24 protein-coding genes are annotated in these 25,214 nt (G+C 34.0%); 19 read left to right on the top strand and 5 right to left on the bottom strand.

Annotated features, from left to right (window positions below; genetic code table 11):
• Nucleotides 1-4: 4 nt before the first annotated feature.
• Nucleotides 5-1,117 carry a PepSY-associated TM helix domain-containing protein gene (locus NCC77_RS04055; protein WP_250834464.1) on the top strand — a complete coding sequence of 371 codons (1,113 nt, stop codon included), beginning with the start codon at nucleotides 5-7 and terminating at the stop codon, nucleotides 1,115-1,117.
• A gap of 58 nt (nucleotides 1,118-1,175) precedes the next feature.
• Here NCC77_RS04055 and NCC77_RS04060 read toward each other — a convergent pair whose 3' ends face one another.
• Both NCC77_RS04060 and NCC77_RS04065 read right to left on the bottom strand, forming a co-directional pair.
• The gene (locus NCC77_RS04060) at nucleotides 1,176-1,523 is read right to left on the bottom strand and encodes a toxin-antitoxin system YwqK family antitoxin (RefSeq protein ID WP_198854876.1); all 348 of its coding nucleotides are present in this window, start codon (nucleotides 1,521-1,523) and stop codon (nucleotides 1,176-1,178) included.
• 211 nt (nucleotides 1,524-1,734) lie between these two features.
• Nucleotides 1,735-2,730, bottom strand: a complete 996-nt coding sequence (locus NCC77_RS04065; RefSeq protein ID WP_250834465.1) for a TlpA family protein disulfide reductase — start codon at nucleotides 2,728-2,730, stop codon at nucleotides 1,735-1,737.
• 157 nt (nucleotides 2,731-2,887) lie between these two features.
• Between NCC77_RS04065 and aspS the strand changes: the two genes are divergently transcribed.
• The 18 genes from aspS (at nucleotide 2,888) to NCC77_RS04155 (ending at nucleotide 23,149) form a co-directional block, all read left to right on the top strand.
• Nucleotides 2,888-4,639: an aspartate--tRNA ligase gene (gene aspS, locus NCC77_RS04070; RefSeq protein WP_248729017.1), complete on the top strand. Its 1,752-nt coding sequence runs from the start codon at nucleotides 2,888-2,890 to the stop codon at nucleotides 4,637-4,639.
• A gap of 309 nt (nucleotides 4,640-4,948) precedes the next feature.
• Nucleotides 4,949-5,143 (top strand): cold-shock protein, encoded by a 195-nt coding sequence (locus tag NCC77_RS04075; protein ID WP_007137066.1) that lies wholly within the window; start codon nucleotides 4,949-4,951, stop codon nucleotides 5,141-5,143.
• Nucleotides 5,144-5,385: 242 nt separating this feature from the next.
• A complete protein-coding gene (locus NCC77_RS04080) occupies nucleotides 5,386-5,751 on the top strand; it encodes an NADH-quinone oxidoreductase subunit A (RefSeq protein WP_095929654.1) in 366 nt (121 codons plus the stop codon).
• Nucleotides 5,752-5,900: 149 nt separating this feature from the next.
• Nucleotides 5,901-6,449 carry an NADH-quinone oxidoreductase subunit B gene (locus NCC77_RS04085; protein ID WP_095929653.1) on the top strand — a complete coding sequence of 183 codons (549 nt, stop codon included), beginning with the start codon at nucleotides 5,901-5,903 and terminating at the stop codon, nucleotides 6,447-6,449.
• A 1-nt stretch (nucleotide 6,450) separates the two neighbouring features.
• Nucleotides 6,451-6,972 (top strand): NADH-quinone oxidoreductase subunit C, encoded by a 522-nt coding sequence (locus NCC77_RS04090; RefSeq protein ID WP_250834466.1) that lies wholly within the window; start codon nucleotides 6,451-6,453, stop codon nucleotides 6,970-6,972.
• Between the two features lie 21 nt (nucleotides 6,973-6,993).
• Nucleotides 6,994-8,232 carry an NADH-quinone oxidoreductase subunit D gene (locus NCC77_RS04095; RefSeq protein ID WP_095929651.1) on the top strand — a complete coding sequence of 413 codons (1,239 nt, stop codon included), beginning with the start codon at nucleotides 6,994-6,996 and terminating at the stop codon, nucleotides 8,230-8,232.
• A 198-nt stretch (nucleotides 8,233-8,430) separates the two neighbouring features.
• Nucleotides 8,431-8,961 (top strand): complex I 24 kDa subunit family protein, encoded by a 531-nt coding sequence (locus NCC77_RS04100; protein WP_012023324.1) that lies wholly within the window; start codon nucleotides 8,431-8,433, stop codon nucleotides 8,959-8,961.
• 1 nt (nucleotide 8,962) lies between these two features.
• On the top strand, nucleotides 8,963-10,333 hold the full coding sequence (gene nuoF / locus NCC77_RS04105; RefSeq protein ID WP_250834467.1) for an NADH-quinone oxidoreductase subunit NuoF: 1,371 nt from the start codon (nucleotides 8,963-8,965) through the stop codon (nucleotides 10,331-10,333).
• Between the two features lie 172 nt (nucleotides 10,334-10,505).
• Nucleotides 10,506-11,534, top strand: a complete 1,029-nt coding sequence (locus NCC77_RS04110) for an NADH-quinone oxidoreductase subunit G (protein WP_091490522.1) — start codon at nucleotides 10,506-10,508, stop codon at nucleotides 11,532-11,534.
• 6 nt (nucleotides 11,535-11,540) lie between these two features.
• The gene (gene nuoH / locus NCC77_RS04115; protein WP_250834468.1) at nucleotides 11,541-12,593 is read left to right on the top strand and encodes an NADH-quinone oxidoreductase subunit NuoH; all 1,053 of its coding nucleotides are present in this window, start codon (nucleotides 11,541-11,543) and stop codon (nucleotides 12,591-12,593) included.
• Nucleotides 12,594-12,679: 86 nt separating this feature from the next.
• A complete protein-coding gene (locus NCC77_RS04120; RefSeq protein WP_111286267.1) occupies nucleotides 12,680-13,225 on the top strand; it encodes a NuoI/complex I 23 kDa subunit family protein in 546 nt (181 codons plus the stop codon).
• Complete coding sequence (locus NCC77_RS04125; protein ID WP_095929645.1) at nucleotides 13,226-13,765, top strand: NADH-quinone oxidoreductase subunit J family protein; 540 nt, start codon at nucleotides 13,226-13,228, stop codon at nucleotides 13,763-13,765.
• Nucleotides 13,765-14,085, top strand: a complete 321-nt coding sequence (gene nuoK / locus NCC77_RS04130) for an NADH-quinone oxidoreductase subunit NuoK (RefSeq protein ID WP_008466103.1) — start codon at nucleotides 13,765-13,767, stop codon at nucleotides 14,083-14,085. Before NCC77_RS04125 ends, nuoK begins: the two co-directional genes overlap by 1 nt.
• Nucleotides 14,086-14,091: 6 nt before the next feature.
• Nucleotides 14,092-15,975 carry an NADH-quinone oxidoreductase subunit L gene (gene nuoL / locus NCC77_RS04135; protein WP_250834469.1) on the top strand — a complete coding sequence of 628 codons (1,884 nt, stop codon included), beginning with the start codon at nucleotides 14,092-14,094 and terminating at the stop codon, nucleotides 15,973-15,975.
• A gap of 10 nt (nucleotides 15,976-15,985) precedes the next feature.
• On the top strand, nucleotides 15,986-17,425 hold the full coding sequence (locus NCC77_RS04140; protein WP_250834470.1) for a complex I subunit 4 family protein: 1,440 nt from the start codon (nucleotides 15,986-15,988) through the stop codon (nucleotides 17,423-17,425).
• Between the two features lie 66 nt (nucleotides 17,426-17,491).
• Nucleotides 17,492-18,883 (top strand): NADH-quinone oxidoreductase subunit N, encoded by a 1,392-nt coding sequence (locus NCC77_RS04145; protein WP_250834471.1) that lies wholly within the window; start codon nucleotides 17,492-17,494, stop codon nucleotides 18,881-18,883.
• A 163-nt stretch (nucleotides 18,884-19,046) separates the two neighbouring features.
• Nucleotides 19,047-19,817: a Bax inhibitor-1/YccA family protein gene (locus NCC77_RS04150; protein WP_201999061.1), complete on the top strand. Its 771-nt coding sequence runs from the start codon at nucleotides 19,047-19,049 to the stop codon at nucleotides 19,815-19,817.
• Nucleotides 19,818-20,299: 482 nt separating this feature from the next.
• Entirely contained in the window at nucleotides 20,300-23,149 is a 2,850-nt protein-coding gene (locus NCC77_RS04155) for a pectate lyase family protein (protein WP_250834472.1), read from the top strand.
• Nucleotides 23,150-23,200: 51 nt separating this feature from the next.
• Here NCC77_RS04155 and NCC77_RS04160 read toward each other — a convergent pair whose 3' ends face one another.
• The 3 genes from NCC77_RS04160 to NCC77_RS04170 are packed head-to-tail and all read right to left on the bottom strand — an operon-like array spanning nucleotide 23,201 to nucleotide 25,199.
• Nucleotides 23,201-23,617, bottom strand: a complete 417-nt coding sequence (locus NCC77_RS04160) for a hypothetical protein (protein WP_250834473.1) — start codon at nucleotides 23,615-23,617, stop codon at nucleotides 23,201-23,203.
• Complete coding sequence (locus NCC77_RS04165; protein WP_250834474.1) at nucleotides 23,586-24,149, bottom strand: LemA family protein; 564 nt, start codon at nucleotides 24,147-24,149, stop codon at nucleotides 23,586-23,588. The genes NCC77_RS04160 and NCC77_RS04165 overlap by 32 nt, the downstream gene beginning before the upstream one ends.
• A gap of 6 nt (nucleotides 24,150-24,155) precedes the next feature.
• Nucleotides 24,156-25,199, bottom strand: coding sequence for a hypothetical protein (locus NCC77_RS04170; RefSeq protein ID WP_250834475.1), 1,044 nt, complete (start codon nucleotides 25,197-25,199; stop codon nucleotides 24,156-24,158).
• Nucleotides 25,200-25,214: the final 15 nt, after the last annotated feature.

A 25,214-nucleotide genomic window follows, 5' to 3' on the forward strand; every position in this document is an offset into this window, starting at 1 on the left:
AAATATGGGATTCAAAACCAAAATACGTTTTATACACAAATGGCTCGGATTAATTTCTGGGCTTATTGTTTTTATAGTTTGTATTACGGGCTGCATTTTTTGTTTTCACGACGAGATAAAAGACATCACAAGAAAAGAATGGCGTTTGGTTGAACTTCAAAATAAACCTTTTCTATTACCATCTCAATTACAGAAAAAAGCACAGGAAGTTGTTCCGGCAAACAAAACCAGCATGGTTGCTTATTACGGAAAAAACAGATCGGCAATTGTTTATACCTATTCGGATACTGAAAATTTGTATCTTTATTTTAATCCCTATACAGGTAAATATTTAAAAACAGAAAATCCAAAAACCGATTTCTTTATTATTGTAGAATACATTCATTTGTATCTGCTCCTGCCCGATTACATTGGAAAACATATTATTGGTGGCGCAACCATTATTTTTATTCTATTATTAATTTCGGGAATTATACAATGGTGGCCAAAACGAAAAAGCGATATTAAAAGAAGTTTCACCATCAAATGGTCTGCAAAATGGCGTCGTGTCAATTACGATTGGCATAATACCACCGGTTTTTATATCTCTATAATAGCTTTAATTCTAGCCATAACCGGACTTACTTTTACGTACGAATGGGTTGGCGACGGAATTTATAAATCTTTCAATTTTGGTGGAGACAAAGAAACCGAAACCAAATTGCCTGTAATTGACACAACCACTTTCAAAGTAAATTCAGTTAACGCAATTGACAAAGCATTTATCCAAACCTTAAAATTACAGCCAAAAGCAGAAATGTTCTTTGTAATGATTCCGCAACAAAAAGGCGATATTGTGAGTACAGGTGCCTATCCGCATACCTTACGTTACGACCAGCAGAGCAATTATTATTTTCATCCGTCAAGCGGAAAATTGATTCAAAGCCAGACATTTGATAAAAAAACTTTAGGATTACAAGTGGTAGAAATGAATTACGGAATACACACGGGACAAGTTTTAGATCTTCCAGGAAAAATTATAGCTTTTACCGTGAGTTTAATTGCTGCAATACTTCCTATCACTGGATTTATAATTTGGTTTGGAAGAAACAAGAAATCTAAAAAAGTAAAAGCATAAAAAAACCGTCCCCTTTCTAATGGGACGGTTTTTTTATAATTGGACTGAAATTATGTGATTAATTTCTGTTTGCTAAAGCATTTTTCTGTAAATTTTTAACCGAACTTACTTTGTTGTCAACATAGGCAACTTCTTTCAAGCTGTCTTCATTAAAGTAAATCCATTTGCCAGTTTTAACTCCGTCTGCGTATTCTCCAACGGTTTTTTTGTTTCCATTTTCGTCATAAGATACCCAAACACCGTCTAATTTACCGTCTTTAAAAAAGCCTTCTTGCTGCACTTTACCATTTTCATAGTAATACGTTGCTTTTACCTTGTTTCCAGCAGCTTCTAATTCAGGCTTTCCTTCTTGTGCAACTACAATTCCAGAGAACAATATTGCAGCTAAAATTACACTCTTTTTCATATCTTTAGGTATTTAATGTTAAGAAATCTTTATCAAATATAATCAATTGTTTACATTAAAAAAACTTTTGCTTAACAATTTGGTAACATTGATTAAAAACTTAACATTGGAAAAATAGATAAAATAAAAAAATCAGCGCTCAAGCACTGGTTTTACTGGTATTTTAGAAATATTTGAACTTTACGATAACGTTGTAAATTTCGTAAATAAATTAGTTCAATAATGCTGTAAGCTGTTTATCCAATTCTGGATCTGAAGGTCTTGCAGCGTCATATTTTACAATATTACCACTTGGATCTAACAGAATAAATCTTGGAATTCCAGTTACATTATAATTAACAATAAACTCAGATTCCCAATCTTTATCAGCTAAAAGCTGTGTACCGCCAAGACTTTTATCGGAAACAAATTTTCTCCATTTGTCGCTGTCTTTCAATTTATCAATAGAGATACTCACAAACTCGATATTTTTTCCATGATACTTTTCTTCAAGCTTTTTTAAATACGGAATCTCAGCTCTACAAGGTGCGCACCAAATTGCCCATAAATCAATGTAAACATATTTCCCTTTAAAATCAGAAAGTTTGGTTTTTCCTCCTTTATAATTTTCATAATCAAAACTCGGAGAAGCTTTCCCTATAAATTTATTTGATTTTAAAACCCTTTCATAATCTTGCGCAACATATTGGTGGAAACTTTCAAAACTGCGCTTTAAGGCAGTTTTAAACTCTGCCGGAAAATCACTCTTCTCTATTTTTTCTGTATCCGATTTCAATTTGCTATCTAGTAAAGCAGTAAATTCATTCGGTTCTTTAGTAAAAGCCTCTTTAGTAAAGTTTTCATCATTTAAAGCCTGTTGTGCTAAAAAGTTACTTTCCTCCACTCCTTTACCTTTATACACAATCGTTTCATCAAATTCTTGCGCGTTTAGTGTTAAATTGACTTCAGAATTTGGCTTTAAATACAAATTAGAAGATTCCTTCCCATCATACAACACATAAAATCCTTGAGGAGCATCAAAAGTGGTTGCAAAAACTCCTTTTTTATCAATCGGGATTACTTTCTCAAAATTATCTCTTCCTTTAATTATTAAAGTATCACTATTTCTATTGGCAATTGTAGCCGTAAACTTGATAGTATTTGTGCCTTGAGCGACAATGTTTAAAGCATTCAAAATTACTAAACCTGCAACAAAAAGTTTTTTCATAGGTGTTTCAATTAGTTTTTAGATAATCAAAACTAAAGAAATTAAAGCTTTCCGTTTTTGGAATTAACAAAATATTTAAAATTATTCTGCATCAACTTATCACTTTACTATATTATCTTGAATTTTGTATTTACTTTTGCAATCTAAAATTTTGATTATGTATAGAAGTCATAATTGTGGCGAATTAAACGCTTCAAATATTAATACCGAAGTTACACTTGCAGGCTGGGTTCAAAAATCACGCGATAAAGGATTTATGAATTGGGTCGATTTACGTGACCGCTACGGAATTACACAACTTATTTTTGACGAAAGTCGTACTAATAAAACTGTTTTTGAATTGGCAAAAACACTTGGACGTGAATTTGTAATTCAGGTAAAAGGAACTGTTATTGAACGTGAAGCTAAAAACAAAAACATCCCAACTGGTGAAATTGAAATTTTAGTTTCAGAATTAACGATTTTAAATACTGCACTTACTCCTCCTTTTACAATTGAAGATGAAACTGACGGTGGAGAAGATATCAGAATGAAATACCGTTACTTGGACATTAGAAGAAATCCAGTAAAAAATAGTTTATTATTCCGTCACAAAGTGGCAATGGAAGTTCGTAAATATTTATCTGATTTGGATTTCTGCGAAGTGGAGACTCCATATTTAATCAAATCGACTCCAGAAGGAGCGAGAGATTTTGTTGTGCCAAGCCGTATGAACGAAGGTCAGTTTTATGCTTTACCGCAATCTCCGCAAACTTTCAAACAATTATTGATGGTAGGTGGAATGGATAAATATTTCCAAATTGTGAAATGTTTCCGTGACGAAGATTTACGTGCAGACCGTCAGCCAGAGTTTACTCAGATTGACTGCGAAATGGCATTTGTAGAGCAAGAAGATATCTTGAATATTTTCGAAGGATTGACAAGACATTTATTAAAAGAAATTAAAGGCATTGAAGTAGATAAATTCCCAAGAATTACTTACGACTACGCCATGAAAACATACGGAAATGACAAACCGGACATCCGTTTCGGAATGAAGTTTGGAGAATTAAACGAATTTGCACAACACAAAGAATTCCCTGTATTTAATGCCGCAGAATTAGTTGTCGGAATTGCTGTTCCTGGAGCAGGAAATTATACTCGTAAAGAAATCGACGGGTTAATTGACTGGGTTAAACGTCCGCAGGTTGGAGCATCAGGAATGGTTTATGTAAAATGTAACGAAGACGGAACTTACAAATCATCTGTAGATAAATTCTACGATCAAGACGATTTGACAAACTGGGCAAAAGCAACAGAAGCAAATCCTGGAGATATGATTTTTGTTCTTTCTGGTCCAGCAAACAAAACACGTGCTCAGCTTTCTGCTTTACGTATGGAATTAGCAACTCGTTTAGGCTTACGTAATCCTGAAGAATTTGCTCCATTATGGGTGGTAGATTTCCCATTATTAGAGTTAGACGAAGAAAGCGGTCGTTACCATGCAATGCACCATCCATTTACTTCTCCAAAACCAGAAGATATGGCTTTACTAGAAACAGAACCTGGAAAAGTTCGTGCAAATGCTTATGATATGGTTTTAAACGGAAATGAAATTGGAGGTGGATCTATTCGTATTCACGATAAAGCGACACAACAATTAATGTTTAAATATTTAGGATTTACTGAAGAAGAAGCAAAAGCACAATTCGGCTTCTTAATGGATGCTTTCCAATTTGGAGCACCACCTCACGGAGGACTTGCTTTTGGTCTTGACAGACTTGTGGCAATTCTGGGAGGTCAGGAAACAATTAGAGATTTCATCGCTTTCCCTAAAAACAATTCAGGACGCGATGTAATGATTGATGCTCCTGCTGCAATTGACGACGCACAATTAAAAGAACTTCGAATTAAAGTAGATATTGCTTAATTTGAAGTAAATTATTCATAAAAAAACAAAAAGCCGCTGAAATTTCAGCGGCTTTTTTAATTTAACGAAATACTAAGAAAAATCTTAAATGCTATTTTTTGTGAATTATCATATTCCTACAAACGTAATGTTTTTATATTCCTACAATTAATGATTCGCAAATTATGGTATTTTATAAACAATTTGACGCAATAAACCGCGTAAAAACACTGTAAATCAATAATTTTTACAAAAAATTAACACGTATATGTCTTTTGTATGATTTTAAATATTACATTTGTTTTATTATAAATTATTATTACATTACAAATGCGTACAGGTACAGTAAAATTTTTCAATGAATCTAAAGGTTATGGATTCATTACAGACGAAGAAACAGGAAAAGACATCTTCGTTCACGCTTCAGGAATTAACGCGGAAGAATTACGCGAAGGTGACCGTGTAAGCTATGAAGAAGAAGAAGGAAGAAAAGGGAAAGTTGCTGCTAAAGTAGCAGTAATCTAAGAAAAATATAGCAATTTATTTTTTTTGCCTCTGAATGGTCTCAGAAGACGTCCCGAAGTATCGGGACGTTTTTTTTTACCCATTTCTTAAAAAAATATTAAAATAACGCAATGTTATTTATAATGAATAAAAATTAGACATAAACGCGGTTTACTACCCTACTTAAATCCTTTTTTAGCTTGTGTTTTACAGAGTTCCAAGTTATCTTTGTGGCTCATTTTTTAAGTAAAAAATCGAAGTTTATGCAATCTGATCAATACAGTTACATTCCTATTTTAATGCAGTTTATTCTAGCTGTTGGTTTTGTGGTAGGAACAATCATTATTTCTGGAAAATTAGGACCAAGAAGAACCTCTGAAGTTAAAGATAAAAACTTCGAGTGTGGTATCGAATCTGTTGGTAACGCCCGTATTCCATTTTCTGTAAAATACTTCTTAGTTGCCATTTTGTTCGTATTATTCGACGTAGAGGTTATTTTCCTTTATCCTTGGGCAGTAAACTTTAAAGACTTAGGAATTGAAGGAATGCTAAAAATGTTAGTTTTCATGTCTTTGCTTTTAGTCGGTTTCTTTTACATCATCAAGAAGAAAGCATTAGAGTGGGAATAATAATTTTAGATTTTAGATCTGAGATTTTAGATTTATCTAATATTGAGATTTAAAATTTGAATTCAAATTTAAAGTACTGATTTAAAAAATTGATTTTACCTTTTACGATTTCAAAAATCTAAAATCTAAAATCAGAAATCTAAAATAAAATGAGCGATTCAAAAGTAAATATGGTTGCGCCGCCAGAAGGAGTTACTGGTGAAGGTTTCTTCGCTACAAAACTTAGTGATGTTGTTGGTTTAGCAAGAGCTAACTCATTATGGCCGCTTCCTTTCGCGACTTCATGCTGTGGTATCGAATTCATGGCAACAATGGCATCTCACTATGACTTAGCTCGATTTGGTTCTGAGCGTGTGAGTTTCTCGCCAAGACAAGCCGATATGTTATTAGTTATGGGAACTATTTCTAAAAAAATGGCTCCAATTTTAAGACAAGTATACGAACAAATGGCAGAACCTCGCTGGGTTATTGCTGTTGGAGCATGCGCTTCGTCAGGAGGAGTATTTGACACTTACTCTGTTCTTCAAGGAATTGACAAAGTAATTCCTGTTGATGTTTATGTGCCAGGATGTCCGCCAAGACCAGAACAAATTGTTGATGGAGTTATGAGACTTCAAGACCTGGTAAAAAGCGAATCTGTGAGACGAAGAAGCTCACCTGAATACCAAGAATTATTAGCTTCATATAATATCTCATAAGATGGCTTTAGAAAATACCCTGATCCAAGATAAACTTACTGAAACATTTAATAACGATGTTTTCAATTTTCAGCAAGAAAGAGATATTTTTTCTTTAGAAGCTTCGGCTGATAAAATTACGCCCCTAATTCTATTCCTTAAAAATGATCCTGAATTACGTTTTCATTTCTTAACAGATTTATGCGGCATTCATTATCCAGATAACGAAACAGAACGTCAGTTTGCAGTTGTTTATCATTTACACAACTGGTACGAAAACAAAAGATTGAAAATAAAAGTTTTCTTAAACGGCGACAAACCAGAAATTAAATCGGTTTCAAACATTTTCTTGTCTTCTAACTGGATGGAAAGAGAAACTTTCGATTTCTACGGAATTGACTTTATAGGACATCCTCAATTGAAACGTATTTTAAATATGGATGAAATGCAGTCTCACCCAATGAGAAAAGAATTCCCATTGGAAGACAGCGGAAGAACAGATAAGGATGACCGATTCTTCGGAAGAACAACAACAAATTGCTAAAAAATAATTCAACATTATAAAATGTCAGAACTATTATTACCACCAGAGCATCGATATGCTAAAATAATTAAGGAGAGACTAAACGAAGACGGAAGTGAACTTTCTGTACTGAATTTAGGTCCGACTCACCCTGCTACACACGGTATTTTCCAAAATATTTTGTTGATGGATGGTGAAAAAATTCTTGAGGCTGAGCCAACTATTGGCTACATCCACAGAGCATTCGAAAAAATTGCCGAAAATCGTCCTTTTTATCAAATTACACCTCTTACAGACCGTATGAACTACTGTTCATCTCCTATCAATAATATGGGATGGTGGATGACTGTAGAAAAACTATTAGGCATTGAAGTTCCTAAAAGAGCACAGTACTTAAGAGTTATCGTTATGGAGCTGGCTCGTATTACAGACCACATTATCTGTAATGGTATTTTGGGTGTTGATACTGGTGCGTATACTGGTTTCTTATACGTTTTTCAATTTAGAGAAAAAATCTACGAAATCTACGAAGAAATTTGTGGAGCTCGTTTGACTACAAATATGGGAAGAATTGGTGGCTTTGAAAGAGACTGGTCTCCAGAAGTTTTCAAAAAACTAGACAAATTCCTTGAAGAATTTCCACCAGTTTGGCAAGAATTCCAAAACTTATTCGAGAGAAATAGAATTTTCCTTGATAGAACTGTAAACGTAGGTGGTATCACTGCTGAAAAAGCAATGGCTTACGGATTTACAGGTCCAAACTTACGTGCTGCTGGAGTTGATTATGACGTACGTGTAGCACAACCTTACTCCTCTTACGAAGATTTCGATTTTATTGTACCTGTTGGAAAATCAGGAGATACGTACGATCGTTTCTGTGTTCGTAATGCTGAAGTTTGGGAAAGTTTAAGTATTATTCGTCAGGCGTTAGAAAAAATGCCTCCAGGGAACGAATATCATGCCGAAGTTCCAGATTACTACCTTCCTCCAAAAGAAGACGTTTACACTTCTATGGAATCTTTAATTTATCACTTTAAGATCGTAATGGGAGAAGTTCCTGTACCAGTTGCAGAAATTTACCACCCAGTAGAAGGAGGAAATGGAGAACTTGGTTTTTATTTAGTAACAGACGGAAGCAGAACTCCATATAGATTACATTTCAGAAGACCATGCTTTATTTATTATCAAGCATTCCCTGAAATGATTAAAGGTGCTATGCTTTCTGATGCAATTATCATCTTATCAAGTTTGAACGTAATTGCAGGAGAATTAGACGCCTAACAGATTGTAAATTTTAAATTGTAGATTTTAGATTGCTGAATGAAAATGCAGATTTTAGAATTTAGATTTAAAATTATAATTAAGAATTGTAAAATTCAGATTGAAGAATCTAAAACTTAAAACAAAGATTGAAGAATAAGGATTGTAGATAAAGATTTGAAAAAATCTAAAATCTAAAATCTAAAATCTAAAATAAAAATGGAACGTAAACATTACAAACAAGAAATAAACATGACTGAGGCATTGATCGCTCGTATCAATGAATTGATCAGTCATTATCCTGAGGGCAAACAAAAATCGGCTTTATTGCCTGTTTTGCACGAGGTTCAGGATGCACACAACAACTGGCTTAGTATTGAATTGCAAGATAAAGTTGCCGAGATTCTTCAGATAAAACCAATTGAGGTTTATGAAGTGGTTACTTTCTATACGATGTTCAACCAAAAGCCAATTGGTAAGTATATGTTTGAGTTCTGCCAGACTTCTTGCTGCTGTTTAAGAGGTGCCGAGGATTTAATGGATTATACTTCTGAAAAACTTGGCATTAAAATGGGCGAAACAACTCCAGACGGAATGTTTACCATTGCCGGTGTAGAATGTTTAGGTGCTTGCGGATATGCTCCAATGATGCAATTGGGAGATTTCTACAAAGAAAAACTGACAGAAGAAAAAATCGATCAGATCATTGCTGATTGTAGAGATGATAAAATAATATTACACGATAAATAAGATGTCACAAAAAATATTATTAGATAAAATCAATATTCTTGGAATTAAAACCTACGAAGTGTATCGCCAAAATGGTGGTTATGCTTCTGTAGAAAAAGCTTTAAAAACACTTACTCCAGATGAAGTTACTGAAGAAGTAAAAAAATCAGGATTACGTGGACGTGGTGGAGCAGGTTTCCCTGCGGGAATGAAATGGAGCTTTATTGATAAAAAATCAGGAAAACCAAGACACTTAGTTTGTAATGCCGACGAATCTGAGCCTGGAACATTCAAAGATAGATTTTTGATGGAATATATTCCTCACTTATTGATCGAAGGAATGATTACTTCAAGCTATGCTTTGGGCGCTAACCTATCGTATATCTACATTCGTGGAGAATATATGTGGGTTTTCAAAATCTTAGAAAGAGCAATCGCCGAAGCAAAAGCTGCCGGATGGTTAGGAAAAAATATATTAGGATCAGGTTATGATCTTGAACTTCATGTACACTGTGGAGCTGGAGCATATATATGTGGAGAAGAAACAGCATTAATTGAATCATTGGAAGGTAAAAGAGGAAACCCTCGTATTAAACCGCCTTTCCCAGCAGTTTCTGGTCTTTGGGCAAACCCAACCGTAGTGAACAATGTTGAAACTATTGCGACGGTGCCATGGATTGTAAACAATTCTGGTGATGATTATGCTAAAATTGGAATTGGACGCTCTACTGGAACTAAATTAATTTCTGCTTCAGGGCACATTAAAAATCCTGGTGTTTACGAAATTGAATTAGGTTTAAGTGTGGACGAATTCATGAATTCTGATGAATATCTAGGAGGAATGTCTTCAAGTAGACCTTTGAAAGCATTTGTACCTGGAGGTTCTTCTGTGCCAATTTTACCAGCTGAATTGATTTTCAAAACAGCAAATGGCGAAGATCGTTTAATGACTTACGAATCTTTAAGTGATGGTGGTTTTGCTACTGGATCTATGTTAGGTTCTGGAGGATTTATTGTTTATAACGATACTGCTTGTGTCGTTAGAAACACTTGGAACTTTGCTCGTTTCTACCACCATGAGTCTTGCGGACAATGTACTCCATGCCGTGAAGGAACTGGATGGTTAGAAAAAATCTTATGGAGAATCGAAAACGGTCAAGGCCGTGAAGAAGATATCGAATTATTGTGGAGCATTCAGAGTAAAATTGAAGGAAACACAATTTGTCCTCTTGGTGACGCTGCTTCTTGGCCAGTAGCTGCAGCGATTCGTCACTTTAGAGATGAATTTGAATATCACGTTCGTTTCCCAGAAAAAATTAAAAACAGAGATCACTTTGTTGCCGAGCCTTTCTCACAAGTTAAGCATTTAGTTGGCGGTAAAGTAATCGTATAAAAATAAAAAGCAGAAAGTTATAAAGTTCATAATGTTAAAAAGGACAGCAATTCTTTTCAATATTCCGACTTTCAACAAAAAAGTTTAAAATAGTTTCAAGTTTCAAGTTTTTTTAGTTTCAAGTCCAACAACTTGAAACTTTAAACCTGAAACTAAAAAAACAAACAAAGAGATGAAAGTAACCATAGACGGTCAAAGTATAGACGTAGAACCAGGAACAACGATCCTGCAGGCTGCACGTATGATTGGAGGGGATTTAGTACCGCCAGCCATGTGCTATTACTCAAAATTAAAAGGCAGCGGCGGTAAATGTCGTTGTTGTTTAGTTGAAGTTTCTAAAGGAAGTGAAGCTGACCCACGACCAATGCCAAAATTAATGGCATCTTGTGTAACAGGATGTATGGATGGTATGGAAGTTAACAGTAAATCGTCTGCAAGAGTAACTGAAGCCCGTAAATCTGTAACAGAATTTTTATTAATCAATCACCCATTAGATTGCCCTATTTGTGATCAAGCTGGTGAATGTGATTTACAGAATTTAAGTTTTGAGCACGGAAATCCGAAATCACGTTACATTGAAGAGAAAAGAACATTTGAACCAGAAGATATTGGTCCAAATATTCAACTTCACATGAACCGTTGTATTTTATGCCAAAGATGTGTGCAAGTTGCAGATCAATTGACAGACAACAGAGTTCACGGAGTATTGGATCGTGGTGACCACGCTAATATTTCAACTGGAATTTCTAAAGCGATCGACAATGAGTTCTCTGGAAACATGATTGATGTTTGTCCAGTTGGAGCTTTAACAGATAAAACTTTCCGTTTTAAATCAAGAGTTTGGTTTAATAAACCTTATAACGCACACAGAGAATGTACTACGCCAGGATGTTGCGGAAAAACTACAGTTTGGATGTTTGGTGGAGAAATTCAGCGTGTAACTGGTCGTAAAGACGAGTACCATGAAGTGGAAGAATTCATTTGCAACAGCTGTCGTTTTGATCACAAAGATGTGAATGACTGGGTAATTGAAGGTCCAAGAGAATTTGAAAAAGATTCTGTTATCAACCAAAACAACTACACTCAAAAATTAGAGAAAGTTACAATCGATACAGAAAAGAATATTCTTTTAGGTAGAGATATTGACCGTAAAAAGATTAGTATGGCTGCAATTCCATTAACTGATAAAGATCAAAAATAGTAAGAAATGGAAAGTGCATTTATTATAGAAAAAAGTGTTGTTATTGTTGTCGTTTTTGCGGTAACAATGATCATGGCGATGTATTCTACTTGGGCAGAACGTAAAGTTGCTGCTTTCTTGCAAGATCGTGTTGGACCCAACCGTGCTGGATGGGGAGGTTTATTACAACCACTTGCAGATGGTATGAAATTGTTCTCTAAGGAAGAGTTTTTCCCAAACACACCAAATAGATTTTTATTCGTAGTTGGACCTGCAATTGCAATGAGTACTGCTTTAATGACTAGTGCTGTAATTCCGTGGGGAGATCGTTTGCATCTTTTCGGAAGAGACATTATTCTTCAAGCTACAGATGTAAACATTGCCTTATTGTACATTTTCGGAGTTCTTTCTGTTGGAGTTTACGGTATCATGATTGGTGGATGGGCATCTAACAACAAGTTCTCTTTGATGGGAGCAATTCGTGCCGCTTCTCAAATGGTTTCTTACGAGGTTGCAATGGGATTATCAATAATTGCTTTATTGATGATGACTGGAACAATGAGTTTAAAAGAAATTTCATTACAACAGCAAGGAATGAATTGGAATGTTTTTTATCAGCCATTATCATTCTTAATTTTCTTAATCTGCTCATTTGCAGAAACAAACAGAACTCCTTTCGATTTAGCAGAATGTGAAAACGAATTAATTGGAGGTTACCACACCGAATATTCATCTATGAAAATGGGATTCTATTTATTTGCTGAATATGCAAGTATGTTTATCTCTTCTACTATTATTTCTGTATTATTCTTTGGTGGATACAACTACCCAGGAATGCAATGGATGGTAGAAAATATAGGTGTAAATACAGCAAACTTATTAGGAATTGGAGCATTATTTATAAAAATATGTTTCTTCATTTTCTTCTATATGTGGGTACGTTGGACAATTCCAAGATTTAGATATGACCAATTAATGAACTTAGGTTGGAGAATTTTAATTCCGCTTTCGATTATTAATATCATGATTACAGGTGTTGTTATTTTAAGACACGAAATCTTAGCCGCTTTAGGGTTCTAAGAACTGTAATTAGCTTCAAATAAAAACAAAATAGATTTTGAATTTGATCGATGTCAAATTATAAATCATAAACTATAATAGTAAAAATGTCAATAGAAACTATATCATTATCGGGTAGAAAAAAGGTGGTGTCAAATAAAGACATGTCTTTTGTTGAGCGATTGTATCTTGTGGCGATTGTAAAAGGTTTGGTTATTACAGTAAAACACCTTTTCAGAAAAAAAGTTACCATTCATTACCCAGAGCAAGTTCGTGAAATGAGTCCTGTTTACCGTGGCCAGCACATGCTGAAACGCGATGAACAAGGCCGTGAAAACTGTACAGCTTGCGGATTATGTGCTTTATCATGCCCTGCAGAAGCGATCACTATGAAAGCTGCAGAACGCAAACCTGATGAAAAACACTTGTATAGAGAAGAGAAATATGCAGAAATCTACGAAATCAATATGCTTCGTTGTATTTTCTGTGGTTTATGTGAAGAAGCTTGTCCAAAAGACGCTATTTACTTAACTGAATCTAAAGTATTAGTTCCTGCTAATTACAATAGAGAAGATTTCATTTTTGGGAAAGATAAATTAGTAATGCCTTTAGAAATGGCTTTGAAAAACGCTCAACTTAAAAACGCTAACTAAATGATACATATTCCTGATTTTGCACACGCAACAACTGTTCAAGTTATCTTTTGCTTTTTAGCGTTCATTACCGTTATTACTGCGTTCTTGACTATTTTCAGCAGAAACCCGATTCATAGTGCCATCTACTTGGTAATATGTTTCTTTTCAATCGCTGGTCATTATTTACTATTAAATTCTCAGTTCTTAGCTGTTGTACATATAATAGTCTACTCTGGAGCTATTATGATTCTGTTCCTGTTTACCATCATGTTGATGAACCTGAACGAACAGCGAGAAGTTCACCGCCCTAGAATTACACGTTTAGGTGCTATTGTTTCTTTCTGTTTAATATTGATTGTTTTGATTACAATCTTTATTAACTCGAAACCAATTGTTGGTGAATACGATTCTACTGGAGAAGATTTCCAATCAATTAAAGTTTTAGGTAAAATATTATTGAACGAATATATGGTTCCGTTCGAATTTGCTTCGATCCTACTTTTGGTTGCTATGATTGGAGCAGTTCTATTGTCTAAAAAAGAAAAATTAAATAAATAATGGGTAATATATTAAATCAAATAGGTATTGAAAACTACATTTTTTTAAGTGTTGTGCTTTTCTGTATTGGTATTTTTGGTGTATTGTACAGACGAAATGCTATTATCGTTTTCATGTCTATCGAAATTATGTTGAATGCGGTAAACCTTTTATTTGTTGCTTTTTCAACTTATCATCAAGATGCGCAAGGACAAGTTTTTGTGTTCTTCTCGATGGCGGTTGCTGCAGCCGAAGTTGCGGTAGGATTGGCCATTTTAGTTTCTATCTTTAGAAATATCGGATCAATCAGTATCGATAATTTAAAAAATTTAAAAGGATAATCAGAAATGGATACCAATTTAGCTTTAATTTTAGTTTTAACTCCTTTACTAGGTTTTCTAGTAAATGTCTTTTTTGGAAAAAGCTTAGGCAAAACAGTTTCTGGTGCAATCGGAACTATTGCCGTAGCAATTTCTTTTGTAGTTTCTCTTTTACTTTTTAATCAAATAACTTCAACTGGAAAAGGAATTCAAGTTACTTTATTTGATTGGATTCAAATTAGCAACTTAAAAATCAATCTTGGATTTTTATTAGATCAATTATCTGTTCTTTGGTTACTTTTTGTAACTGGAATTGGATCTTTGATTCACTTATACTCTATCAGTTACATGCACGATGATGAGAATATGCACAAATTTTTTGCATATTTAAATCTATTCGTATTCTTCATGATTACACTTGTAATTGGAAGCAACTTATTAGTTCTTTTCATTGGATGGGAAGGTGTTGGACTTTGTTCTTACCTATTAATTGGATTCTGGCATAAAAACCAAGATTACAATGATGCTGCAAAAAAAGCGTTCATTATGAACAGAATTGGAGATTTAGGTCTTTTAATCGGAATGTTCATCATTGGTTCAATGTTCTCTACATTAGATTATGCAACTTTAAAAACGGCAATTGCTGGAGCTACAAATTTAAATTTACCATTACTTTCTCTAGCAGCTTTATGCTTGTTTATTGGAGCTTGTGGTAAATCTGCTCAAATTCCGTTATACACTTGGTTGCCTGATGCGATGGCTGGACCAACTCCAGTTTCTGCATTAATCCACGCAGCTACCATGGTTACTGCTGGTATTTTTATGGTAACAAGATTAAATTTTGTTTTTGACCTTGCAACAGATGTTCAAACTGTAATTGCGGTTATTGGAGCTATCACTTCATTAGTTGCGGCTACAATCGGATTGGTTCAAAACGATATCAAAAAAGTATTGGCTTACTCTACAGTTTCACAATTAGGTTTAATGTTCTTAGCATTAGGTTTTGGAGCTTATGAAGTAGCGGTTTTCCACGTAATTACTCATGCTTTCTTTAAAGCTTGTTTATTCTTAGGATCTGGATCTGTAATTCACGGATTACACGGAGAACAAGATATGCGTAACATGGGAGGTTTGCGTAAAGCAATGCCAATTACATTCTGGACTATGTTGATTTCTTCATTGGCAATTTCAGGAGTTCCATTTTTCTCAGGATTCTTTTCTAAAGACGAAATTTTATTGACAGCTTTCCACCACAGTATTCCATTATACGTTGTTGGATCGGTTGCTTCAATCATGACAGCTTTCTATATGTTCCGTTTAATGTTCTTGACTTTCTTCAAAGAATTTAGAGGAACTGAAGAACAAAAACATCACTTACACGAAAGTGGTTCATTAATTACTATTCCGCTTATCATCTTAGCTATTTTAGCAACTTTTGGCGGATTGATCAGTTTACCTGGAAGCAGCTGGTTAAATGGGTACCTTGCTCCTCTTTTTACAAAAGTGGCAGGTGAAGAACACCATTTAGGTGCAACAGAATACACTTTAATGGGTGTAGCTGTTTTAGGCGGATTACTTGGAATTTTAATTGCTTACGTAAAATACTTTAAACAAGATAATGTTCCAGAATCTGATGAAAACATTACTGGTTTAAGCAGACTTTTATATGACAAATATTATGTAGACGAAATCTACGATGCAGTATTTGTGAAGCCAATTAATGTTTTATCTAAATTCTTTAGAGATCACGTTGAAACTGTATTATCTGCCGCTGTTTTTGGATTAGGTAAAATAGCAAGCGAAATTGCTTTCCAAGGAAAAAAATTACAAACCGGAAGTATAGGATTATATCTATTTGTATTTGTTTTAGGACTTTGTGCAATTGTTTCCTATATATTTTTAGCTCAATAATATTATCACTATGAACGTTTCTACTATATTAATTATACTTTTAATTGGTGCATTTGCCACTTACTTTTCTGGTGACAAACTAGCTTCAAAAGTTGCTTTACTTTTTAGTTTAGCCGCTTTAGGATGTTCAATTGTATTATTGAATAATTATAACGCTGGTGAAAATATTAGCGTAATCAACAGCTGGATTAATCAGCCAAAAATTTCTTTCGCTTTAAATGGTGATGGACTTGGACTTGCAATGGTTTTACTAACTGCAGCTTTAACTCCGATAATCATATTTTCTTCTTTCGGAAATGAATATAAAAATGCAAAAGGCTTTTATGCTCTAATCTTGTTTATGGCATTTGCTATGGTCGGGACTTTCTTAGCAGCTGATGGTCTTTTATATTATATCTTCTGGGAGTTAGCACTTATTCCAATCTACTTTATTGCTTTGATCTGGGGTAATGGCGATGCTGAAGAGCGTAGAAAAGCAGTGGTTAAATTCTTTATTTACACACTTGCTGGTTCGTTATTCATGTTAACTGCTTTTATCTATTTATACCAAAAAGCAGGTTCTTTCTTAATCGAAGATTTATATAAAGTAAACTTATCTGCTTGCGAGCAATTCTGGATTTTCTTGGCTTTCTTCTTAGCTTATGCTATCAAAATTCCAATTATTCCTTTCCATACTTGGCAAGCAAATGTATACCAAAAAGCACCAACAGTTGGAACAATGCTTTTATCTGGTATCATGCTTAAAATGGGATTATACAGCGTACTTCGTTGGCAATTGCCAATTGCGCCTTTAGCGGCAAAAGAATACATGACTATTTTTATTGCTTTAGGAATTGCAGGAGTTATCTACGGATCTATAGTTGCTTTGAGACAAAAAGATTTGAAAAAATTATTGGCTTATTCTTCTCTTGCTCACGTTGGTTTAATCGCTGCTGGATCTTACACTTTAACTCTTGATGGTTTAAGAGGTTCAGTTATGCAAATGATCGCTCACGGTTTTGTTGTAGTGGGATTATTCTTTGCTGCTGAAGTAATTTTCAGAAGATATGAAACTAGAGAAATTGGAGAAATGGGCGGAATCCGTACTCAGTCTCCAAAATTCACGTCAATGTTTTTAATCTTAGTATTGGCTTCTGTTGCATTACCTAGCACATTTAACTTTGTTGGAGAGTTTACAGTATTGTACAGTTTATCTCAAATCAATATTTGGTTTGCTATTCTTGGCGGAACAACTATCATTTTAGGAGCTTACTATATGTTAAGAATGTTCCAACATGTAATGTTAGGTGAAACTAATTCTAAAACTTTTGCAGATGTTACGCTTAACGAAGGAGTTTCATTTGCGGTAATCATTGCAGTTTTATTATTCTTTGGTTTCTATCCAAAACCAATCACAGATTTGATTACACCAAGCTTGGAAACTATTTTACAAGTTATCAATAAGAACTAATATTTTAAACAAAAAATAAATTAGGATTCCACTTAAAAATTGAAATCCTAAATCAAAAAGATAAAAATGAATACATTAATAGCTATAACAGGATTGGGTATTTTCTGCCTATTGTTTGAAATTCTTAATTTAAGAAAGGCCATAATTCCTATTACCATTTTGGGTTTAATAGGTGTATTGGCACTTAATTACTGTGAATTTGGAACAGAACAAAGTTATTACAACAATATGATAGCAGTGAGTAAGTTTTCTACAGCTTTTTCATCATTGTTTATCGTTTTGACGATTTTCCTTGTAGCGTTAAGTCACAATTTTTACCAAAATCACCCAACGAAAATTTCAGATTTCGTTGCAATTAAAGTATTCTTATTAGCTGGAGCTGTAGCAATGGTTTCTTTTGGAAACTTAGCGATGTTCTTTTTAGGAATTGAAATCTTATCTATTGCATTATATGTACTTGCTGCAAGTGACCGTTTAAATATCAAGAGTAACGAAGCCGGTATGAAGTATTTCTTAATGGGATCTTTCGCATCAGGAATTATATTATTTGGAATCTGCTTGATCTACGGCGCTATGGGAAGCTTTGATATCAGCGAAATTCACGAAAGTGCTTTGTCTGCAGAGTTACCAATCTGGTTTCCAATCGGAATGATTTTAATGGTTGTTGGAATGTTATTTAAAGTAGCTGCTGTTCCTTTCCATTTCTGGGCTCCAGACGTTTATGAAGGTTCTCCTGCTTTAACAACAGCTTTAATGAGTACATTGGCAAAAGTAGTAGCAATCGCAACTTTATTTAAACTGATTGCTAGTATGAACTTCATTTCTTCATTAGAAAATCAAGATCTATTGCATACTTTTGAAGTTATAGTGGTTATTATTTCTATTGCTTCAATGTCTGTTGGTAATATCATGGCGTTGAGACAAGTAAACGTAAAACGTATGCTTGCTTTCTCTGGAATCTCTCACGCAGGTTTCATGTTAATGACCTTGTTAACTGTTTCTGCATCAGCTGGAGTTTTATTATACTATACTGCTGCTTATGCATTAGCAGGAATCGCAGCTTTCAGTGTGATTTTATATGTATGCAGAGATCAAGATAATGAAGACATTACAAACTTCCACGGTTTAGGAAAAACAAATCCGCTATTGGCTGCAGTTTTAACGGCTTCATTATTATCAATGGCTGGAATTCCTATTTTCTCTGGATTCTTTGCTAAATTATTCTTATTCAATCAAACAATTCAAGCAGGATACATTGGTTTAGTAATCGTTGCCGTAATCAACTCTATTATTAGTGTTGGATATTATTTCAAACTGATCATTGCAATGTATTCTAAAGAACCTAATCAAGAAAGAACAGGAAGACCATTCCTTATTTATGCTACAGCTGTAGTGTCAATTGTTTTAAATATTGCCTTAGGTTTATTCCCATCGTTAGTTTTAGACTTATTGAAATAAGATAATTTCTTTAAATTAAAATATTCGAAAATCCATTAAATTAGTTTTAATGGATTTTTTTTATGTCTTAAATAAGAACAGAAATTCATGTTAAAAAATTCTCCTATGCAAGTGCACATCAAAAAATCTCCATATATTTGAATTCAATTAAATGTATTACAATATGAACTTTAATTCAAAAAATCCATTTTTAAACAGTAAGCGTTTTTCGTCTAATACTGAATCAAGAACAGAAGTACACCAAGCTCAGATTATTGATTACAATCAAGAAATGACGGTGTCTGGAACAATTAACAAAACAGCAATCTTATTTCTAATTTTATGCGGAGCTGCTATGGTGACATGGTGGATGGCTTTTAATGGAATGAATCCGATGTTACCTACAATTGGAGGTGCAATTATTGGTTTTATTTTAGTTTTAGTTTCTTCATTCAAACCACAGCTATCTCCTTACCTAGCGCCAGGATATGCTTTATTCGAAGGATTGTTCATTGGTGGTATTTCTGCGATATTTGAATTAAAATTTCCAGGAATCGTAATCAATGCAGTTGGTGCAACTCTTGTTACTTTCTTGGTTTGCCTTGGTTTGTACAAATTTAGAATCGTAAAAGTTACAGAACAATTCAAATCTGTTGTGGTTGCTGCAACATTAGCAATTGCGACTTATTATTTAATTTCTTGGGTTGTATCAATGTTTACAAGCTGGACACCTGTTCATTATGGAAATTCTATGATGAGTATTGGTATCAGTGTTTTTGTTATCATTATTGCGGCACTTAACCTTTTCTTAGATTTTGATTTAATTGAAAAAGGTGCAAGAGAAAAAATGCCAAAATTTATGGAATGGTACGGAGCAATGGGATTAATGATCACATTGGTTTGGTTGTATATCGAATTCTTAAGACTTTTATCGAAACTTTCTAGTAAAGACTAATAAGTTAAAAAATATAAAACTGAAGCCCTTTTGATTTTACTCAAAAGGGCTTTTTTTTTATTTCTATAGCCTTAAATTTTCAACACCAATTCAAGATTCTAATTAAATCTTCTAAGAATAATCTCTTATTTAAAACACAAAAAGAATCCATTTCTTACAAAAAATTAGAATGTAATTTATGTAATAAAAAAAAATTACAGATTATCTCAATTCATTTTGTTTAAGGTTTAAAATTACTAAAAGCGAGAAAAATACGGCTTTCCGTACTCAATAGCCAATGTGTAATAAATTACAATTAATGCAATTTATTACATTTTTAATATTTTAATAGTTCAAAAATTCAAGTATCCTCTTTTTTTTACCCAAAAAATTATACTATTAAAAATTAATATATAATTTTGTGTAATCGATTACAATTAAATCACTTGAAATCGAAAGTAATAACCACTTACTTATTTTATTAACTATCTTAAACAAACCTTATGAAAAAAAAACTACTTTTCGTGGCTGTCTTTCTCATGACAGTTCAATTATGGGCCCAAACCATCCAAATTAATGAAGCTTCTGGCTGGTTGGAAACTGCTTTTGTAAAATGGCAACCAGTCAGTGGTGCTCAGACCTACAATGTGTATTACACAGGCAACGGATTTACAGACCAAAAGATAGACGACCAGCTTATTAGAAGCTATGGTTCTTATTTCCGCGCTGACATTCTGGGACTTAAAGCCGGAACTTACACTGTAAAAGTAAAACCTGTTGTAAATGGCACAGAAGGAACTGGAGCCACAACAGGAAATCTAACTGTAACTGCACACGACAGAAACGGATTTGCTTTTGATGGCGGGCGTGTTCCAGGAGGATACAAAGCAGACGGAACTCCTAAAGACAATGCGGTAATTCTGTACATTACACAAAATACTAAAAACACCATTTCAATGAATATTACCGGTGCAAGTGCAAACCCTTGTATTGGGTTACAGAATATTCTTTACGCTATCAAGAAAGGAAAAGATACACGTCCGTTTATTATTCGTTTAATCGGAAATATCACTGATATGACGGTTATGGAAGGTGGCGATGTTGTTATTGAAAACGCAAACAATGCTTCGAGTTATGTTACCATTGAAGGTATTGGAGACGATGCTGTAGCAAATGGATGGGGAGTTCGACTGAAGTCGGCTTCAAACATCGAAGTAAGCAATCTTGGATTTATGAACTGCAATAGTACTGCAGGCGATAACGTAGGAATGCAGCAGGACAATGACCACGTTTGGGTTCATAACTGTGATCTATTCTACGGAAATGCTGGTAGTGATGCTGACCAAATAAAAGGTGATGGTGCACTTGACAATAAAACTTCAACTTATATCACATTATCTTACAACCACTTTTGGGATAATGGAAAAGCAAGTCTTTTAGGTTTAAGCGAAGGAACAACTTCTGGACTTTATATCACGTATCACCACAACTGGTTTGACCACTCCGATTCACGCCATCCTCGTGTGCGTTATTATTCAGCACATATTTATAACAACTATTATGATGGTGTTTCTAAATATGGAGCAGGATCAACTTTAGGATCTTCACTTTTTGTTGAAGGAAATTATTTTAGAAATAGTAAGCACCCAATGCTAACTTCACTTCAAGGTTCTGATATTTGGGATGAAGCAAACCAAGTGAATAATGCTGGAACAATGGGAACATTCTCTGGTGAAGCAGGAGGAAGCATTAAAGCTTTCAACAATACTTTTGACGCTTCTAACGGAACAAACAACATGCGTTTTGTAGCTTACAACGATCCAAATCCTTTGTATAATATTTCAGGAAAAATAAGCTCTACAACAGATTTCGATGCTTACGTAGCAACAACAAGAGGAGAAACGGTGAGCAGTACTGTAAAATCTAAATCTGGCGCTAATGTTTACAACAACTTCGATACAGATGCTAATTTGTACATAAAAAATCTAGTAATCGATACTCCGGCTGCGGCGAAAACAAAAACGACTCAATATGCTGGACGTGTTTCTGGAGGAGATTTAAAATGGACATTTAACAATGCCACAGATGACACTTCTTCTTTGGTTATTACAGCATTAAAAACAGCTCTTACAAATTATACTGGAACTTTAGTTGCTGTACAAGGAGAAGGAAATCCACCTGCTGGAACACAGACCTTAACTTTGACTTCTGCATCAAATAACAATCAAACAGTTGCAAGTGGTACGGCAATCTCTTCAATCGTATTTACGTGGGGTGGAGATGCAACTGATGCAACAGTAACAGGATTGCCTGCTTCTGGATTATCTTTTGTAAAAAATTCTACAGCTAAAACTATAACTATTACGGGTACGCCAACTGCAACAGTTTCGTATTCCATTGCAACTTCTGGAACTAGTGGTTCCCCAGCCACTGGTTCTGGAACTGTAACAGTAACTGCAGCTGGAACACAAACATTAACTTCATCTGGCAACAATAGCCAAACGGTTTCTTCTGGAACTGCTATTGCTTCAATTGTATTTACTTGGGGCGGAAACGCTACAGATGCATCTGTAACTGGGCTACCAGCTTCTGGACTATCTTTTGTAAAAAATACAACAGCAAAAACCATAACTATTACTGGAACTCCAACAGCAAATGTATCTTATTCTGTAACAACATCAGGCACTGCAGGAACACCTGTAACGGCATCAGGAACAATAACAGTTACAACAGGCTCAACTGGCGGATCTGAACTTCATAACTTTACAACTTCTGGAAAAACAAGCACATTCTACTCTATTACAGGAAACATGAATTCAACTCCTGGATCTGTGACCTATAACGGATTAACATTGACAGAGCGTTTAAAGATAGAATCTAGTACATCAATAACGTATACAACAACTAGTGCATCAACTTTAACTTTGGTTTTCGATTCAAGCTTTACTGGAACGATCAAAGTCGACAATGTTTCCTATACAGCATCGGCAGGTATCGTAACGGCTTCAATTGCTGCCGGTTCTCATACTATAACAAAAGGCTCTGTTGCTAATTTATTCTATATCAGCACAGTTTACAGCGGAACGACTTTGAAAATGGCTACAGTTGCCGAAACTACATCTATAGAATCAGCAAAAATAATTTTATATCCTAATCCTGTTTCCAACACATTATACTTATCAGATCCAGAACAGAAAGTACAAAAAGTACTTATTTACAATATTTCTGGAAACCTTGTAGTTAATTCTGGAAACTCTGAAAGCATTGATACAAGCGGTTTAATTCCGGGAACTTATCTAGCTAAAATTTATACCGTTGACGGGTCATTTAACCAAACATTAATTAAAAAATAACTTAACTTAAAAAGGCTTCCAAATCTGGAAGCCTTTTTAACTTTATTATCATTATCTTCTTCGATTTCTAAACTCCTCTTGTTCTATAACTTTTCCAAATTCATTCAAACATTTTTTGATTGTTTCGAGATTAAAACCAACAAAAAACAACATTCCAATAAAAATGGTGATCCAACTGTACATAATTTTTACACCAGAAATATCTGAAGCCACAACATAAAAAACAATTGTTGGCAAAATAGCCACAAGTAATGTTAATCCTAAAGATAACATAAGCGGATTAATAAAATAGCTATTGAAACTTTTAAGTCCCAGTTTTCTAATCACTATTGAAATAAATAACAGCGCAACAATACTAAAAATAATACCTGCAAAACCATAGATTAGAACTTGGTCTCCTAGATTGTTAATCTGGTTTTCATGACCAAAAAAAGTATTAAAATTGAATCCCGTCATACTTTTTTTCATTGAGTGTAACTTCAAATAAACCTTGCGCTCTATAACCAATCATTTTGGCTAATATAAAATTAGGAAATTCCTGAATTCCAACATTGTAAAGATTTACACTATCATTAAAGAACTCTCTCCTGTCTGCAATTTTATCTTCCATTTGAGAAACTCTTTTCTGCAATTCTAGAAAATTATTGTTGGATAAAAGAGCGGGATAATTTTCAGAAACTGCAAATAGATTTTTCATGGTTTTTGAAAACTCATTGGCATTTTCTATTTTTTCATCAACTGTTTTTGAATTCAAAAAATCAGTTCTTAATTTGGTCAAACTGGTTAGCATTGCAGTTTCATGTTCCATAAATTTCGAAGCTACTTTTACCAATTCTGGAACTTCATCAGCTCTCTGCATTAAAATAACATCAATGTTTCTAAAAGCTTTCTCATAATTATTCTTTAGCATAACCAACTTATTATAAATTCTGATAAGTACATTAAAAAATATAAGTATGAGAAGTAATCCAACAATTAAGGCAATGTTTTGAGCGGTCATATTTTTTTAATTTAAAATGATATAAATGAGTATAAGGGAAATGAAAAACAAAGTCACCAAAAAAGAGTCTAATAAAGGTTTATATTTATTTCTGAATGAAATACTTCTCGGCATAGCAATGCCAAAAACAGTATCTGGACTTCCTTTTCTAATTATGGTAGTACCATTGTCTGAATCTGCGTAACCTATAAGTAGCATATAATCATTGCTTTTTAAGTAAGTTTCGGTATACCTAGTCTTTCCTCCTGCTTGATTATCTATTCTGTTAAAATAATATTCTAATCCTTCCCCATCTACTGTTACCGAGCCTGTTTCGTCTTTTATCTTAAATTTACCTGTTTTAATTTCTGAAAAAATAGTGCTGTAAGTCGTTCTTCCATCATCATCACGAGGACTTTCTTTTTCAATTTTATAATAATATCCAATACAAGGTTTATTAAAATAGGGCGAAATAATGGGTTCGATTTCTTCTAAATCTCCTACAATCTCTACCTGACCCATCGCTATTGCATCAATTTTTGAAGTTGGTAAAATAGACTGGAGCCTCATAAATTTGCTTTTATTACTTGGGAAAAATATAGAACTAACTACAATGAAACCTGGAATAATGAGCAAAAGAAGTTTCAAATTTCCATTTTCAGCCAAATAGATAAAAGATAGAATAATACCGATCAAAACAACGATTCCAAGGATTTTTTTACTCAATGGTGTTTTTTGAATATTATGTTTCCGATTGAATTTTTCCCTTTCTATCCTTTCCTCTTTACTGCTTCTAATTCCCGAAACAATCATTCCAATAAAAGCCGATAAAAAAACAGACAAAAACAATAGCAATACAACTGCCAAAGGATACGAAGAATCAATTAAAAAACTGAGTCCGACAAGTACGGGAGATAAAACAAAAAACAGCCAAGATGGAAATTTAAAATTAAAAAGTCCTGAATAAATGACCGTCTGGAACAAAGCAATTCCTAAACTAAAAAACATCAGAAAAACAACCTCTACGGCATCTGCTTTATTTTGAGTTAAAAATTCGAAAAGATCATTCATAAAATGATAAATAAT

The organism is Flavobacterium tyrosinilyticum (genome assembly GCF_023656565.1).
GTDB classification, from domain to species: Bacteria; Bacteroidota; Bacteroidia; order Flavobacteriales; family Flavobacteriaceae; genus Flavobacterium; species Flavobacterium tyrosinilyticum.

What these genes read in the sequence shown, in the direction of transcription:
- NCC77_RS04055 (WP_250834464.1), top strand. Translation starts at nt 5, where the DNA reads ATGGGATTCAAAACCAAAATACGTTTTATACACAAATGGCTCGGATTA.
- NCC77_RS04060 (WP_198854876.1), bottom strand. Translation starts at nt 1,523, where the DNA reads ATGAAAAAGAGTGTAATTTTAGCTGCAATATTGTTCTCTGGAATTGTA.
- NCC77_RS04065 (WP_250834465.1), bottom strand. Translation starts at nt 2,730, where the DNA reads ATGAAAAAACTTTTTGTTGCAGGTTTAGTAATTTTGAATGCTTTAAAC.
- aspS (WP_248729017.1), top strand. Translation starts at nt 2,888, where the DNA reads ATGTATAGAAGTCATAATTGTGGCGAATTAAACGCTTCAAATATTAAT.
- NCC77_RS04075 (WP_007137066.1), top strand. Translation starts at nt 4,949, where the DNA reads ATGCGTACAGGTACAGTAAAATTTTTCAATGAATCTAAAGGTTATGGA.
- NCC77_RS04080 (WP_095929654.1), top strand. Translation starts at nt 5,386, where the DNA reads ATGCAATCTGATCAATACAGTTACATTCCTATTTTAATGCAGTTTATT.
- NCC77_RS04085 (WP_095929653.1), top strand. Translation starts at nt 5,901, where the DNA reads ATGAGCGATTCAAAAGTAAATATGGTTGCGCCGCCAGAAGGAGTTACT.
- NCC77_RS04090 (WP_250834466.1), top strand. Translation starts at nt 6,451, where the DNA reads ATGGCTTTAGAAAATACCCTGATCCAAGATAAACTTACTGAAACATTT.
- NCC77_RS04095 (WP_095929651.1), top strand. Translation starts at nt 6,994, where the DNA reads ATGTCAGAACTATTATTACCACCAGAGCATCGATATGCTAAAATAATT.
- NCC77_RS04100 (WP_012023324.1), top strand. Translation starts at nt 8,431, where the DNA reads ATGGAACGTAAACATTACAAACAAGAAATAAACATGACTGAGGCATTG.
- nuoF (WP_250834467.1), top strand. Translation starts at nt 8,963, where the DNA reads ATGTCACAAAAAATATTATTAGATAAAATCAATATTCTTGGAATTAAA.
- NCC77_RS04110 (WP_091490522.1), top strand. Translation starts at nt 10,506, where the DNA reads ATGAAAGTAACCATAGACGGTCAAAGTATAGACGTAGAACCAGGAACA.
- nuoH (WP_250834468.1), top strand. Translation starts at nt 11,541, where the DNA reads ATGGAAAGTGCATTTATTATAGAAAAAAGTGTTGTTATTGTTGTCGTT.
- NCC77_RS04120 (WP_111286267.1), top strand. Translation starts at nt 12,680, where the DNA reads ATGTCAATAGAAACTATATCATTATCGGGTAGAAAAAAGGTGGTGTCA.
- NCC77_RS04125 (WP_095929645.1), top strand. Translation starts at nt 13,226, where the DNA reads ATGATACATATTCCTGATTTTGCACACGCAACAACTGTTCAAGTTATC.
- nuoK (WP_008466103.1), top strand. Translation starts at nt 13,765, where the DNA reads ATGGGTAATATATTAAATCAAATAGGTATTGAAAACTACATTTTTTTA.
- nuoL (WP_250834469.1), top strand. Translation starts at nt 14,092, where the DNA reads ATGGATACCAATTTAGCTTTAATTTTAGTTTTAACTCCTTTACTAGGT.
- NCC77_RS04140 (WP_250834470.1), top strand. Translation starts at nt 15,986, where the DNA reads ATGAACGTTTCTACTATATTAATTATACTTTTAATTGGTGCATTTGCC.
- NCC77_RS04145 (WP_250834471.1), top strand. Translation starts at nt 17,492, where the DNA reads ATGAATACATTAATAGCTATAACAGGATTGGGTATTTTCTGCCTATTG.
- NCC77_RS04150 (WP_201999061.1), top strand. Translation starts at nt 19,047, where the DNA reads ATGAACTTTAATTCAAAAAATCCATTTTTAAACAGTAAGCGTTTTTCG.
- NCC77_RS04155 (WP_250834472.1), top strand. Translation starts at nt 20,300, where the DNA reads ATGAAAAAAAAACTACTTTTCGTGGCTGTCTTTCTCATGACAGTTCAA.
- NCC77_RS04160 (WP_250834473.1), bottom strand. Translation starts at nt 23,617, where the DNA reads ATGAAAAAAAGTATGACGGGATTCAATTTTAATACTTTTTTTGGTCAT.
- NCC77_RS04165 (WP_250834474.1), bottom strand. Translation starts at nt 24,149, where the DNA reads ATGACCGCTCAAAACATTGCCTTAATTGTTGGATTACTTCTCATACTT.
- NCC77_RS04170 (WP_250834475.1), bottom strand. Translation starts at nt 25,199, where the DNA reads ATGAATGATCTTTTCGAATTTTTAACTCAAAATAAAGCAGATGCCGTA.